The following is a 13,986-nucleotide window of genomic DNA, read 5'->3' on the forward strand; positions in this document are numbered from 1 at the left end:
GGTGCTCCTTCACGACCGGGATAAATTGGCTTAGACACCACTATTTTCCCTTGTCAGAGCACCTTTTCGCCTTTTAAACACGCCCTTCAACGGCCACCCGATGAAACCACGGGGCTAGGCATGTGCAGTTACTGCCTTTCGCACCCTATTTTGACGCTCTTTTCCTTGCTGCCTGACGACAGGTTGGGGTGTACTTCGACATCGATGCAGGCCAGCAGGTTCTGCTGGCCTGCATCGAGACAGTTTTGAAGCCGCATAGGCTTACGTTCGCGCGCTTTGAGCTGCTGGCCTTGCTCAGTTTCACTAGGGAGGGGGCCTGCCAATGACTAAGGCCAGTGCCCGCTTGCAGGTGCATCCGACCAGCGTTACCAACAATGTGGACCGGCTGGAGCGGGCCGGCCTGGTCCGGCGCGCCGCGTATCCCGCCGATGGCCGGACCACGCTGATGGAAATCACCCCGCAGGGACAAGCCGCGGTGGAACACGCCACGATGGAGTTGAATGACAAGGTGTTCACGAAGCCCTGTTTCAGCGCACCGGAAGTGGACGGCCTGAACCAGGTGCTGGGCACATTCCGCCACGACGCGGGCTACTTCGTGGCGACGCGGTTCCCGATCTCGAATAGTGGGCGCGGCCTGATCCAGTTGAACACCGGGGTCTTTTCGGCCAGGAAGGCGCGGGTCCCGGTTTCCGGTTCCCCGCTTGCGGCCATCTGGTGCTGCTAGTAGCCGCTGATCACCGGGACGGCCGGGTCGTTGGCGGTGGCGGGTCCGGCGCGGCGGACGGCGTTCGATGCCGTCAGCGGGACCACGCCGGGTGTGGTTCTGTGAGGGGCACACCAATGTCGTGGCCCTGTGAGCGCAGGTACACCACGTGGCTGGCTGTCTCGGAGACCGCCAGGCGCAGCGAGAAGGCCTGCAGGGAATCCCAGCCCCTTGACCAGGTCAGGTGACGGGCGATGTCCCAAATGGTTTCTGGCCGGTTCGTCTCCAGCACCCGAAGGACTTCGGCGGAGCGTTCGCGGTTGTGTTCGATCAGCTGTGCGACCCGCCGCTGCATGCCGCTGAATCGGTACTCGTGCGCAGGGCAGACCTCCATCGCGTCCTCGAACGCGATCAGGTCCAGGGACTCATAGTAGTCCGCGAGGGGGTTGGTTGGCCCGGGCAGCTCCAGGGCGATGTGCGGGGAGATGCGCGGCAGGACATGGTCCCCGCTGAAGATCAGGCCGTGGGGCTCATCCACCAGGCAGATATGACCCGGTGAATGCCCGGGAGTGGTGACCACCCGCAGATCCAGCCCTTTGGCGGGCACCAGGCTGCCTTCGGTGAGCCGCAGGTCCGGATCCGCGAGGTTCAACAGGTGGGTGAAGCTGAGGTGGTCCATGGCGACCTCAGTCAGTCTGTCCTCCGGAATGCCCCACAAGGTCAGCTCCTCGCGGTGGGTGCGCAGGAAAAGGTCAGGGTCCTCCGCGGCGCTGAACCGGCGCACTTTCCTTATCCCCCAGGGCTACCCACGCTCCTGACGCCGCGCGCAGCCGGGCGGCCATCCCCAGATGGTCCGAGTGGAAATGGGTGGCGAGACGATGCCGGTCAGGTCGGTGGGACCCAGGCCGGCCTGCCGCAAGCCGGCGACCAGATGATCCATACCGGCGTCGCTGTCCCAGCCCGGATCGATCAGGATGGCGTCACCGTCGCCCAGGAGCAGGTAGCGCATGGGGTTGTCGGGGAACGGGACAGGGATGGACCACACGTCCGTGCCGAACTGCTCCACGGGCGGCAGCGCCTTGTTCTGCCACGCTTCTTTCTGGGCGTGGCCGGTGAGGGTAATCGGCGTCAGGCTCATCAGTTCCTTTCAAGGACGGTAATAAGTGGTTGCGGGCGCCCCGCCCGATTCCGGATGTGGCGCGTTCCTGGTGGCGGGACCACGCCGCCCACCACATGGACGTCCTGCTCTCCGTCGGCGGTCCATTCAAAGGCTGCATACCTGTTGCTGACGGACACGCAGCAAACAAGCTCAAAGCGCTCCCGTATGATCCTCCCCCGAATGGCTCTTTTGAAGCGCCGCAGGATTCGCTGGTTCAAGCTGCATGAACCAGATCTGTGATTCTATTTGCCCGATGGGGAATGGGGACACGTCCTTCTACCAACGCTGGGACTCGTTGGCATACTCTGGATAATATATTTCTTCTGATGGAAGGTCTAGATCTAGCATGACGCCGCGCCCAGCGAAAACCGTAGTACGGCTGCAACTCAGCCAAGAGGCGGCCACCTACATCCGTGCACGCATCATCTCAGGCGAGCTCAAGCCCGGCTCACCGGTCCTGGCCGATGTGGTTGCCGATGAGCTGGGGATTTCGACGACGCCCGCGCGGGAGGGTCTTCAGCTCTTGCGGGTTGAGGGTTTCCTCCAGCTGATTCCGCGGCGGGGATTCGTTGTGGCTCCACTCAATGGAGACGATATCCGCGACTTGTTCCGCATACAGGCCCTTATCGCCGGCGAATTGGCCGCCCGCGCGGCGGAACATGCCAACGCTGAGCAAATCGCGGAACTCGACGCCCTGCACCATGAACTCATCGCTGCCTTCAGCCGGAAAGACTCTGAAACTTTGGAGGAAAAAAATCACGCGTTCCACAGGCACATCAACCAAGTGGGCGGGACGCGTAAGGTCCTTTGGGCACTTAGCCTCATGACCCGTTACGTTCCGCGGGAGTTTTACGCACAGATCTCCGGCTGGCCCCAGGCGACAGTCGACGACCATACCGACCTTCTCGACGCCATCCGTACTCATGACGCAGAGAAGGCGCGTTCGCTCATGGACAGCCACATAATTCACTCCGGGGAACTACTGGCTGAACACTTCGACCGTCAGGTCGCGTCTCAGGAGTTGGAGTCTGCCGCTGGCTGACGCCACGTTTAGTCAGAAAAAGGCCACAGTCGATCCTCGGGTATCCCACTCCGAAAAAAGGAACTAAAGGTTGCGAGAATATAATATTTTCGGCTATCTTGGTATTCTGGGTCATGTAGGGCCCGTATGACCATATCGCCGCACACGTGTCCGCTGGGAACTGGCCGGGAGTTGCCAACCGCCTCGACGTGCGAGGCCGCGCGATCGGAGTCGCCTGCAACGTCACGTCCGCCGGCGACGTGGAGGCGCTCTGCGCGGCCGCCACTGACACGTTCGGAGCGCTGGACATCATGGTCAACAACGCGGGCATCACCCGAGACGCGACCATGCGGAAAATGACGGAGTCCGAATTAGACCAGGTCATCGACGTGCACCTGAAGGGCTGCTGTCTCGGTACGCGCGCCGCGTCGCTTCGCATGCGCGAGCAGGATCGCGGGGGCTCGATCATCAACGTATCCTCAATCTCCGGCAAGGTCGGCATGCTGGGACAGACGAACTACAGCGCCGCGAAAGCCGGCATTGTGGGTCTGACCAAGGCTGCGGCCAAGGAGGTGGGCTTCGCGAACGTGCGGGTGAACGCCATCCAGCCCGGCATCATCCGCACCCCCATGACCGACTCGTTGCGCGAGGACGTCATGGCCAAGAAGCTCGCCGAGGTGCCGATGGGCCGCGCTGGCGAGCCCGGGGAGGTAGCGTCCGTGGTGCTCTTCCTGGCCAGCGACATGTCCAGCTACATGAGCGGGACCGTGCTGGAGATCGCCGGCGGGCGGCACATCTAACCACCCGGCGAGGGCGGGCGGACCGGACAAGTTATCCGGCCCGCCCGCCCTCTTGGTGCCGCCGCCCATGTGCGGGGGTGGCACCGTTTTTAGCCGGCGTTGACGGCAGCCACGGACGGGTAGGCCAGCTGGGCGGCCAGGGGCTCGGCGCCGTCGAGCTCGGCGATGGAACGGTCCAGGGCCTCCGCGGCGTCTCGACCGATGAGCCCGGCGGCCTTGTCCACCAACTGCTCGCGCGTGGCACGATCCGTCGGGGATCCGCGGAAGGCGTCCTCGCTGCGTTCGATGACGGTGCCGTCCTTGAGCTTCACGCGGACCTCAGCCTGCCAGCTGGCCGGGAACGCGGCCTCGAGGCGGTCGCTGGTGTAGCAGACGACCTTCCGCAGCCAGTCCTCCAGGCCCTTTGCGACGCGCGGAGCGTCCTCGAACTGAGCCACGGTGGCATCGCCGGTCGCCAGGGCAACTGCGGCACCGAAGGGCATGTTGAACTGGGCGTCCACCGGCGTGTTGACAATCAGCTTCCGCTCCGGCGGCTCGGAAACCAGCGTGGCGCCGGCCTTCAGCACCGCGGTCTCGATGACGTCGATGTCCTCGATGGCCAGCCCCGGATTCTCCCGGTGGATATCGCGCAACAGGTCGATATTCCCGTGCATGTAGCGGCAGCAGGGGTAGAATTTGATGCTCGTGGCCAGCGCGGACTTGCCGTACTCCAGGTTCAGCGCGCGCCCCTCGACCCAACCCTTGCCGTATTGGTTCAGGAAGCCGTCGCGGCCCTCTATTGCACGCTCCGGAGCCGTGAAGCCGGCCTGGGCCAGGCGCGCGGCGCGGATGCCGCTGGCCGACGCGTGCCCGGCATTCAGGCGCTTGGTCCACGAACCGTCGGACAGGAACTCCAGGCTGCCCGCGGCCAGGTTTGCCGCGAGCGCGACCGCGTGGGTGGTCTGGTCCTCGGTCAGCCCCAATAGGGTCGCGACGGCGGCGGCGGCGCCGATCACGCCGGCAACACCGGTCGGGTGGAAGCCGCGGCCGTAGCTCTCGGCGGCGCCAAGCAGCACTCCGGTGTCGCACATTACGTCGTAGCCGATCGTCGCGGCATGCAGCACCTCGTCGACCGAGTGGCCCTCGTCGTCGGCCACCGCCAGCACGGCTGGGAAGATGACGACGGCGGGGTGCAGCGAGGCCTCCTCGAACGTGTCGTCCAACTCCAGGCCGTGGGACGTGACGCCGTTGAGCAGAGCCGCGTCCTGGACGGAGGCGTAGGCACCGGTGCCCTGGACCAGGGCCGGCTTGTCCTCGGTACGGGTGGGGGAGAGGGACACGGAGGCGCGCACGGCCACGGCCGAGTCCCGCTCAACGCCGCCCGTGGTGATGGCGAGGTAATCCAGCAGGAGGAGGCGCATCCAACCGGAGACCTCGGGGCCCGGCGTGTGCCGGGCGGAGGCGTGGCGGGCCAATTGGCGGGCAAAGCTGTTGTTGTTCATCGTGTCTCCTGGAGTTGGGCGAGTACCTGTGCCGTGTGTTCACCGACGGCGGGGACGGGGTCCATGCGGAACCCCACATTGCGGCTGGTCACCGGCGGGATCAGCGAGCGCGCCGGGCCGGACGCGGTGTCCACATCCATCCAGCGGCCGCGCTGTTCCAACTGCGGGTGCGCGGAGAACTCCGCCATGTTCCGCAACCGGGCGTTGGCGATGCCGGCGGAGTCGAGGCGGGCCAGCACGTCCTCGGTGGTCAGTGTCGAGAGGACCCGGTGCAGGTCCGCGTGGAGCTCCCCGCGGTGCTGGACGCGGAGAGCGTTGGTGGCGTAGCGCGCGTCGGTGCCGACCTCCGGATCCCGCAGGACCTCAGAACAGAACTTCTGCCACTCGCGCTCGTTCTGGATGGCGAGGAACACTGTCCCGTCGCTGGCGGGGAAGGGCCCGTAGGGAGCGATGGTGGCGTGTTGCGCCCCGCTTCGCGGTTGCTGCGTGCCTCCGTACTCGGCGTACAGGTAGGGCTGCATCATCCACTCGCCGAGTGCCTCCAGCATCGAAACCTCGATGACGTCGCCCTTGCCGGTGATGCCGCGGTTGATGAGCGCGGTCAGCACGCCGGTGTAGGCGTACATGCCGGCGGCGATGTCCGCGATGGAGACGCCGACCTTGGCCGGGGCCTCCTCCGTGCCGGTGACCGAGAGCAGCCCGGCCTCGCACTGCACCAGCAGGTCGTACGCCTTCTTCTTCTCGTAGTCTCCGCCTCTGCCGTAGCCGGAAATGGAGACGTGGATCAGGCGCGGATTCAGCGTTAGCGCGTCGTCGGGACCGAGCCCCATGCGTTCGGCTGCGCCGGGGGCGAGGTTTTGGATCAGCACGTCGGCATCGGTGACCAACGCCTTCAGGATGGCGACGCCGTCGTCGGACTTGAGGTCCAAAACCACGGATTCCTTGCCGCGGTTCAGCCATACGAAGTAGCTGGCGAGCCCGTTGACTTTTTCGTCGTATCCGCGGGCGAAGTCCCCGGTATCGCGTTCGATCTTGATGACGCGCGCGCCCAGGTCCGCGAGCTGGCGTGCGGCGAAGGGCGCCGCGACTGCCTGTTCGAGAGACACCACGGTCAGACCCGCGAGCGGAAGGTTCTTCATGCTGTCTGCCTTTCATGGGAAATCGAGAGTATAGCCTCGGCGCGCGCCACGACGGGGGCGTCCACCATCTGGCCGTCCAGTTGTGCTGCGGCCCCTCCGGACGCGACGTTGATCTCCACGACGCGGAGCGCCCAGGCCACCTCTTCGACCGTTGGACTGAAGGCGGCATGGACGGGAGCCACCTGCGCCGGGTGGATGCACAGCTTGCCGCCGAAACCGAAGGAGTGGCCGAGCCGCGCCTCCGACTCGACTACCGAGGCGTCGCGGAAGTCCGGGGTGGGTGTATCCAGGGGGGCCGCCAGGCCGACCGCGCGTGAGGCCACGACCAGGCGCGAACGGACCGGGGCCAGCACGGCCGCGTTGGTGGAGCTGCGGCAGTCCAGCGAGAAGTCGATGGCGCCAAAGGCCAGCCGGGTGCAGTGTGCGCCGGCAGTGATCGAGTCGACGTCGCGGACACCCCGTGCGGATTCGATCAGGGCGACGAGTGCGCGGTCGGGGCCAAGCACGGAGGCGACGTCGCGCAGCAGGGAAGCGTCCTCGACCTTGGGGAGCACCAGCCCAAGCAGCGCGTCAGGGGAGCCGGGGCCGGTCAGGGCGGCGACGTCGTCGTCGAACTCCGGTGTTCCCGGGGCGTTGACACGGACCAGCGCCCGCGTCCCGGCGGCCAGGCCCTCCAGCGCGGCAGCGCGTGCCGCCGCCTTGGCGTCGGGGGCGACGGCGTCCTCAAGGTCAACGATTATGACGTCGGCGCCGGATGCGGCGGCCTTGGCGTAGCGCTCCGGCCGGTCGCCCGGGACGAACAGGGCGCTCCGTGCGGCCGCGACGATTCCGATGGCGCCGGGACCGGGGGTGCCCGGGACCATCATCGGGCGTCCTCGACCGGCGGCAAAGAAGACTCGTCCGGACGCACTGAATCGAGCTGCGGGCCGTGTCCGTGGCGGTAAACCATGAAGGTGCGCTCATAGGAGAGGACGACCACTCCGTCCTGGTTGTAGCCCTCGGTGGCAGCGGTGACAATACCGACGCTGGGACGCGAGCTCGAGTCCCGCTTAGCCAGGATCTTGGAACGCGAGTAGATGGTGTCGCCCTCGAATACCGGCTGGGGCATGCGGACCTTGTCCCAGCCCAGGTTCGCGAAGACGTTCATGGACAGGTCGGTGGTGGACTGCCCGGTAACCAGCGCCAGCGTGTAGGTGGAGACGACCAGCGGAACGCCCTGTTCGGTCTGCATCGCGTAGTTCGCGTCGACGTGCGTCTTGGAGGTGTTCTGCGTCAGCAGGGTGAACCATTGGTTGTCCGTTGTGGTGACCGTCTTGCCTGCCGGGTGGTAGTAGATGTCGCCGACCTCGAAGTCCTCGAAGAAGCGGCCGTTCCAGCCCGCCACCTCGCCGCGCTCCGACCGTTCCACGTCTCCCGGGGGCGAATTCGTTTGCACTGGTATCTCCTGATGTCGGGGTATTGGTTCGTAATAAGGCAACCTCACCGGCCGCGTTACTCAATATATTTTGTAGCAAACCCAATTTCTCAGGATTATTCCGGTAAGTCAACGACGGGCATCTTAGTCACCGTTGCCACGAACCCTTGTCAGCATAAAATATATTATGTACCTTGGAGATAATGCGTCGGACGGCGAAGCCCGTCGCGACGGCGCCGCGGGTGCCGCCCGCCAGTCAAACGAGAGTTCATAGGGGAAGCGATGACAGATCTCAAGGAGCCGGATGTGGCGTCGAAGGTTGATTTCTACCGGAAACGGACGCGGGCCCTCTGCGCCGAATTCTCCGGCGAGTACTGGCGCGAACTCGACCAGTCGCGCGCCTACCCCGCGGCATTCGTCGAGGCGCTCACCGCCTCCGGGCTGCTGGCTACGCTGATCCCGACCGAGTACGGCGGTGGAGGCGAGGGCCTGACCGTCGGCGCCGCCATCATGGAGGAGATCAACCGCTCGGGCGGGCACTCCGCGGCGTGCCACGCGCAGATGTACACCATGGGTTCACTGCTGCGCCACGGCAGCGAGGAACAAAAACAAAAGTATCTCCCGGGCATTGCGGCCGGCGCGCTTCGGCTCCAGGCCTTCTCCATCACTGAGGACGCCGGATCCGATACCACCAGCATCGTGACGAAGGCTGAGCTCGACGGTGATGACTACGTCATTACGGGACACAAGACGTGGACCAGCCGCATCGACGAATCCGACCTGCTGTTGGTGCTCGCCCGCACCGAGGACAAGGGTGCCGACAAGACCACCGGGATGACGCTCTTCCTAGTCGACCTGCGGGAAGTGCGGGCCAACCAGCCTGACGCGGTGCGCGTGGAGAAGGTGCGAACCATGTTCAACTACGCCACGAACCAGGTCTGGTACCAGGGCCTGCGCGTGCCGAAGGACTCCGTCATCGGCCAGGTTGGCGAGGGCTTCAGGTACGTCATCGACGGCTGGAACGCCGAGCGCATCCTGTTGGCCTCGGAGGCAGTTGGCGATGGCTACTGGTTCGCCGAAAAGGCCACCACGTATGCCAACGAGCGCGTGGTGTTCGGCCGGCCGATCGGCGTCAACCAGGGCGTCCAGTTCCCGATCGTCGACGGCTACATGCACGTGCGTGCGGCCGAGCTGATGCGTGACGTCGCGGCCCGGCTCTTCGACGAGGGCAAGCCGTGCGGCGCGGAGGCCAACATGGCCAAGCATCTCGCCGCCGACGCTTCCTGGGAGTCCGCCAACGCCTGCATGAACACCTATGGTGGGTTCGGATTCGTCGACGAGTACGACGTCGAGCGCAAGTTCCGCGAAACCCGCATGTACCAAGTCGCTCCGGTGAACAACAACCTCGTCAAGACGTTCATCGCCAGCAAGGTGCTCGGGCTCCCACGTTCCTACTAGGAAAGCGGCGCTGGACCACAGACGAGCCAACCAGGAGGCAACAATGACACCGACCCAGAACGCGCGGCCAACTCCGCCCATCGTTTCCAAGATCGCCCGCTCGGGCACGGACTCCGTGACCGTCTTCGGTCAGGACCTCATCGGCATGCTCGGGACCGTGAACCTCGGGGACTTCGCGTACCTCGAGATCTTCCGCCGCCTGCCTGACAAGAATGAGTCCGTCCTTTTCAATGCACTTGTGGTCACACTGGTCGAGCACGGCGTCACCCCAAGCGCGATTGCCGCCCGCATGACCTACCTCGGTGCGCCCGAATCGATCCAAGGCGCCGTGGCGTCCGGCATCCTGGGCCTGGGCAACACGTTCGTGGGAACCATCGAGGGAGCGGCGCGTATCTGTCAGCAGCACCTGCCGGCCACCGGTCTGCACGATCTCGGCGGCGCCCCGCGCCTGACCAACGATGAGATCGAGAAGTTGGCGACGCGCATCGTCGCGGAACACGCCCAGAAAAAGGCACCGATCCCTGGTCTTGGCCACCCCGTTCACAAGCCGGTCGATCCGAGGGCGCAACGGCTCTTCGAGCTGGGCCGCGAATTGGGCTTCGACGATTCACCGACCCGCTTAATGGAGGCACTCTCGCGACTGGCCTCCGAGCGCTGCGGCAAGACGCTGCCCGTCAACGCGACCGGTGCGATCGGCGCGCTGGCGTCCACCCTTGGGGTCCCGGCCGAGGTCTCGCGGGGGCTAGGGGTCATCGCGCGTGCGATCGGACTCGTCGGCCACCTGATTGAGGAGCGGCGCCAACCGATCTCGAAGAGCATCTGGTACCGGGCCGAGGACGAGGCCAGCGCAGACGACTGAGCAGCAGTCCGTGCGCGATGCTGCCAAGGAAAAGCTTGCCCAGCTTCTGGGTGAGCACCTCTTGGTCCCTGGCGTCCGAGAATGCATCGCTCAGGAACGGGGTGCATAGGCGACCAGGATGGTCACGGTGCTCTCCTTGGTTAGATGAGTGGTGCCTGCGCGCCGGGGTTTCAGCCGGCGTCGGCGCCCTCAAGCCCGCGAGGGTCGCCCAGATGTATTGTCCACGGACGTTAGGGGCGCTCGGCGTGGATAGGTGACAAAAAGAAGACCTCTGAGTGGAGTGGGGCTTGTCTAAGAGTCCGATCCACAAGGAGGTCTTCAATGCCCCATGCTAACGCGATCCTGACTCCGAAGGGCAGGCTCCGGCTGGCCCGGTGCGTGGTCGAGGACGGATGGTCCCTTCGACGGGCGGCTGAACGGTTCCACGTGTTGGTAACGACCGCAGCGCGCTGGGCCGGCCATTACCAGGCCCCCGGTGATCAAGGCATGGTTGATCGTTCCAGCCGGCCGGCCAGCTCTCCGCAGCGGACGTCCATGCGGCGGGAGCGGCGGGAGCGGCGGGAGCGGCGGGAGCGGCGGGAGCGGCGGGAGCGGCGGGAGCGGCGGGAGCGGCGGGAGCGGCGCATCATCGCAGTCAGAATCAACCGCCGGTGGGGTCCGGCCCGGATCGGCTACCTGCTGGGCATCCACCCCTCCACGGTGCACCGGGCCCTCTCCGGGTTCGGGTTGGCCCGTCTGTCCTGGCTGGATCGCGCCACCGGCAGGATAATCCGCCGGTACGAACACGCTCGACCCGGGGACCTGTTCCACGTGGACATCAAGAAGCTCGGACGGATCCCGGACGGTGGAGGTCACCGCGCCACCGGCCGGGCCGCGGGTAACAGGAACAAGACCGGCACGACGGCATACCGGCGACCGGGCTACGCCTTCCTGCACAACGCCGTTGATGACCACTCCCGGCTCGCCTACACCGAGATCCTGGCCGATGAGAAGAAGGACACCGCGGCCGGGTTCTGGGAACACGCCAACGCCTACTGCGAATCCTGCGGCAATTACCGTCAAACGGGTCCTGACGGACAACGGTTCCTGCTACCGCTCCTACGCCTTCAAGGACGCGCCGGGCCCGGACACCAGCCACAAAACGCACCCGCCCATACAGGCCCCAGACCAACGGCAAAGTGGAGCGTTACAACCGCACAATGCTTGATGAATGGCTTACGCGAGACCCTATGGATCAGAAAGCGAGCGTGTTGCCGCTTTCACCGACTGGCTCCGTCACTACAATCATCATCGAGGCCACACTTCACTCAAGGGTCAAGCCACGTCACTAACCTCTCAGGTCAATACACCTAGATAGCGCAATTGGGCAAGGATGGTCCGTTCGGCTGCCTGCCGGGTCCTTGGGTGGGTCTTCGTAGGATAGATGTGCGCCGCCAGCTCGGCGACGGGGGAATGCCCGTGGCTGGCCAGGGGACGCCCCCCCCGGCCGGCGAGGACCTGGCGACGGACGTAGTCCTCCCCGACTTTTTGAAGCTCCGGTATCAGGTTTGCCTCGACTTGGAAACGCAGGTAGGTCATACGCGTAGGTCCGAAGTACCTGTGGCGAATTTCCGGGCGAGGATAAGGAAGTCTTCCCTGAGGTTGCCGGTATCCATGTCCTGGATTTCTTCCAGCGCGAACATTGTCGATGAGCAGCTTGCCCTTGTTGGGCCAACCCGGTACAGGGCCGACTTCCCCACCCCGGCGTCCTTGGCGATAGCGTCCATGGTCATGGCCTGCCATCCTTGGGCGACGTAGACCGAAAGGGCGGCTTCGCCGATCCTGCCTCCAATACGCTACTCAGCACAACGAACAGTGTTAACAGCGGGCTCTGTGACCCGGCTCCTTGAGCCGGCCCCTGATCCGCGGTGAGGCGCCGGATGATCACCTATCGCAACGATTCTCGGTGCCTCACCGCTAGCCCAGCCTCAATCACCACCCACGTACCCTCCCGCCAGGACAAACGGCAGTGGGGCGAGCCCTCCCCAGAAGCCAAGGTTTACTTCAGGGCTGTTGAGATTCCGACACTCGACACCCGGGAGCCGGCGCGGAATTGCCCGGATGATGCAGGCTTATGAGCCGGCAGTCGTGTGCTCGGAGGCGAATGCCGGTGTGCTGCGCACTGGGCCGCTTGCGACGTCAGCTTGTCTCTTGGGGAAGAAAAGATTGGCCGGGCGTTGTCCTGAGGAGGTCTAAGCCCGGGCATGGAGCCGGCTCTCTCCCCGGGTGAAATCAACGCCGATAACCGGCCTTCCGTCAACCTGCCTCGGCAGGACTAACCCAAGCTTGCTGGTCACGCGGCCGGAACTCGGGGAGACTTTGATTCGTCCATGGCTGGGGTCAACTAAGGCTATCAAGGGCTGGAAATGAGGAGCCGTTGGGATAGTCCCCAGGTAGCAGCGAGCGGTGGATAACCTATGAGAATTGTCCCCGACTGTGGGCAGCGGCAGCACACTTCTTCACGGTAGAGCTGAGATTCCCAGTTCTTCTGCAGTCCGGCAAGGAGTCAATTGTCAGGTTGGGGTGTGCCGTAACCGGACTATCTCCTCACCGCGAGCCAGGTAATTTGGACCTGACTATTCCGGTTACACAAGCGGCCGTGTGGCAAAACCTTTGAGCAGGCCCGCTCGGGGCTGATGGACGCCCGGGCATCGGTGGTGTTAGACATGCTGTACTCCTAAGGTTCGGGGTAGGAAGCGTGCGCTGGGCTGCATGATCAGCGACCGGCTCAGAGGTCCAGGAGGACCCGGGCGTCTTCGCCGGTGAGGGCTGTCTGGAGGAGGCGGGTGAGGTTTTCGACGGTGACGGAGCGTGGGTTGGATGCCGGAACGGCGGGGAGGATGATGGCAACGGCTTCGGCGATCCCGTCGGCGGTGAAGCCGTAGTCCGCCAGCGCCTTCGGGGCGTCGATGCGTTTACGGAGATCCTGGAGCCCGGTCAGGGCGTCCGCGGTCCCGAACGCTGCGGCGATGCGGGCCGCGGCGTCGGGCGCGGCGGGTGCGTTGAACGCCAGGACGTAGGGCAGCACGGTGGCGTGGGTCTGCGCATGCGGCAGGTTGTAGGTCCCGCCCAGGACGTGGCAGATCTTATGGTGCAGCCCGGACCCTGCGGAGGCGAAGGCGACCGCGGACAGGTACGCGCCGTAGAGGGCCTGCTCGCGTCCTTCGGTACTGGACGGGTCCTCCGCGATCAAGGGCAGTCCGCGGCTGAGGGCACGGATACCTTCGGCGCCGAGCGCGGCGTTGATCGGGTCCACCCGCGGGCCCCACATCGAGTCGATGCAGTGGGCCATGCCGTTCAGGCCGGACGCGACGGACATCTCCACCGGCAGGGACAGGGTCAGTGCGACGTCGTAGATGACCGTGACGGGCAGCACCGCGTCGTCCACTCCCGTGGTTTTCCGGGACGATTCCGTCAGGCCCCACACGTTCGTGGCTTCGGAGCCGGCGTAGGTGGTGGGCACGGCAATGATGGGCAGGCGTGAGGTCATGCCGATCGCCTTAGCCAGTCCTGTCGTCGAGCCCCCACCCACGCAGACGAGCAGGTCAATGCCCGCTTCAGCGGCGGCGGCCCTCGCTTTCTCCGCGACCTCAATCGGCACGTGCATCACCACGTCGTGGTGCCACAGCGCCACCTTGATGTCAGCGGCGACGGTGCGGGCCACCGGTGTCTCACGGTCCCAAGCGATCACCATCACCCGCTGTGCGCCCAGTCGGCCGACTTCCGCGGCGAGGTTCGCAGCGGCTGCGCCGGTGCCGAAAAGGACCCGCTGGCCCAGGGTCACATGCTCAAAAGACAGGTTCATGGTCAATTCTCCTGGCTCAGGATTGCGGCGGAGGCCCTGTAAAGGGCGCCTTCATGATCACCCGGCAAGCGGTCCGTGGGCCAGCCGACGTGTTTGTCAGGGCGGACC

14 protein-coding genes and 1 pseudogene are annotated in these 13,986 nt (G+C 65.2%); 7 read left to right on the forward strand and 8 right to left on the reverse strand.

The window, feature by feature from the left end; genetic code table 11:
• Positions 1 to 322: 322 nt before the first annotated feature.
• A complete protein-coding gene (locus PY310_RS19195; protein ID WP_342755761.1) occupies positions 323 to 724 on the forward strand; it encodes a MarR family winged helix-turn-helix transcriptional regulator in 402 nt (133 codons plus the stop codon).
• 73 nt (positions 725 to 797) lie between these two features.
• Here the strand turns inward: PY310_RS19195 and PY310_RS19200 are convergent, their stop codons facing one another.
• Together PY310_RS19200 and PY310_RS19205 are read right to left on the reverse strand one after the other, a co-directional pair.
• Positions 798 to 1,487 (reverse strand): MBL fold metallo-hydrolase, encoded by a 690-nt coding sequence (locus tag PY310_RS19200; protein WP_275216136.1) that lies wholly within the window; start codon positions 1,485 to 1,487, stop codon positions 798 to 800.
• 18 nt (positions 1,488 to 1,505) lie between these two features.
• The gene (locus tag PY310_RS19205) at positions 1,506 to 1,841 is read right to left on the reverse strand and encodes an MBL fold metallo-hydrolase (protein WP_275216137.1); all 336 of its coding nucleotides are present in this window, start codon (positions 1,839 to 1,841) and stop codon (positions 1,506 to 1,508) included.
• 56 nt (positions 1,842 to 1,897) lie between these two features.
• Here PY310_RS19205 and PY310_RS19210 point away from each other — a divergent pair, with 56 nt between their 5' ends.
• The 3 genes from PY310_RS19210 (at position 1,898) to PY310_RS19220 (ending at position 3,683) form a co-directional block, all read left to right on the forward strand.
• Positions 1,898 to 2,089, forward strand: a complete 192-nt coding sequence (locus PY310_RS19210) for a DUF4913 domain-containing protein (RefSeq protein ID WP_275216152.1) — start codon at positions 1,898 to 1,900, stop codon at positions 2,087 to 2,089.
• Positions 2,090 to 2,208: 119 nt separating this feature from the next.
• Entirely contained in the window at positions 2,209 to 2,904 is a 696-nt protein-coding gene (locus tag PY310_RS19215) for a GntR family transcriptional regulator (protein ID WP_275216138.1), read from the forward strand.
• Positions 2,905 to 3,050: 146 nt separating this feature from the next.
• Positions 3,051 to 3,683, forward strand: a complete 633-nt coding sequence (locus PY310_RS19220; protein ID WP_275216139.1) for an SDR family oxidoreductase — start codon at positions 3,051 to 3,053, stop codon at positions 3,681 to 3,683.
• An 89-nt stretch (positions 3,684 to 3,772) separates the two neighbouring features.
• Here PY310_RS19220 and PY310_RS19225 read toward each other — a convergent pair whose 3' ends face one another.
• Genes PY310_RS19225 through PY310_RS19240 form a run of 4 tightly spaced genes read right to left on the reverse strand, consistent with a single transcriptional unit; the run spans position 3,773 to position 7,738 of the window.
• The gene (locus PY310_RS19225) at positions 3,773 to 5,164 is read right to left on the reverse strand and encodes an MmgE/PrpD family protein (RefSeq protein WP_275216141.1); all 1,392 of its coding nucleotides are present in this window, start codon (positions 5,162 to 5,164) and stop codon (positions 3,773 to 3,775) included.
• Positions 5,161 to 6,303: a CaiB/BaiF CoA transferase family protein gene (locus PY310_RS19230; protein WP_275216143.1), complete on the reverse strand. Its 1,143-nt coding sequence runs from the start codon at positions 6,301 to 6,303 to the stop codon at positions 5,161 to 5,163. The genes PY310_RS19225 and PY310_RS19230 overlap by 4 nt, the downstream gene beginning before the upstream one ends.
• The gene (locus PY310_RS19235) at positions 6,300 to 7,169 is read right to left on the reverse strand and encodes an HpcH/HpaI aldolase/citrate lyase family protein (protein ID WP_275216145.1); all 870 of its coding nucleotides are present in this window, start codon (positions 7,167 to 7,169) and stop codon (positions 6,300 to 6,302) included. Before PY310_RS19235 ends, PY310_RS19230 begins: the two co-directional genes overlap by 4 nt.
• A complete protein-coding gene (locus tag PY310_RS19240; protein ID WP_275216147.1) occupies positions 7,166 to 7,738 on the reverse strand; it encodes a MaoC family dehydratase in 573 nt (190 codons plus the stop codon). The genes PY310_RS19235 and PY310_RS19240 overlap by 4 nt, the downstream gene beginning before the upstream one ends.
• Positions 7,739 to 7,999: 261 nt before the next feature.
• Here PY310_RS19240 and PY310_RS19245 point away from each other — a divergent pair, with 261 nt between their 5' ends.
• The 3 genes and pseudogenes from PY310_RS19245 to PY310_RS19255 all read left to right on the forward strand — a co-directional run bounded on the left by PY310_RS19245 (position 8,000) and on the right by PY310_RS19255 (position 11,387).
• A complete protein-coding gene (locus PY310_RS19245) occupies positions 8,000 to 9,175 on the forward strand; it encodes an acyl-CoA dehydrogenase family protein (RefSeq protein WP_275216148.1) in 1,176 nt (391 codons plus the stop codon).
• 43 nt (positions 9,176 to 9,218) lie between these two features.
• The gene (locus tag PY310_RS19250) at positions 9,219 to 10,034 is read left to right on the forward strand and encodes a citryl-CoA lyase (protein ID WP_275216149.1); all 816 of its coding nucleotides are present in this window, start codon (positions 9,219 to 9,221) and stop codon (positions 10,032 to 10,034) included.
• 321 nt (positions 10,035 to 10,355) lie between these two features.
• Positions 10,356 to 11,387: pseudogene (locus PY310_RS19255) on the forward strand (IS481 family transposase).
• 221 nt (positions 11,388 to 11,608) lie between these two features.
• On the opposite strand, the gene PY310_RS19260 reads toward PY310_RS19255, so the two are convergent.
• Positions 11,609 to 11,866, reverse strand: coding sequence for a helix-turn-helix domain-containing protein (locus PY310_RS19260; protein ID WP_342755762.1), 258 nt, complete (start codon positions 11,864 to 11,866; stop codon positions 11,609 to 11,611).
• A 935-nt stretch (positions 11,867 to 12,801) separates the two neighbouring features.
• Complete coding sequence (locus PY310_RS19265) at positions 12,802 to 13,878, reverse strand: maleylacetate reductase (RefSeq protein ID WP_275216151.1); 1,077 nt, start codon at positions 13,876 to 13,878, stop codon at positions 12,802 to 12,804.
• Between the last annotated feature and the right edge of the window lie 108 nt (positions 13,879 to 13,986).

Origin of the sequence: Pseudarthrobacter naphthalenicus (genome assembly GCF_029076445.1) — a bacterium.
GTDB lineage: Bacteria > Actinomycetota > Actinomycetes > Actinomycetales > Micrococcaceae > Arthrobacter > Arthrobacter naphthalenicus.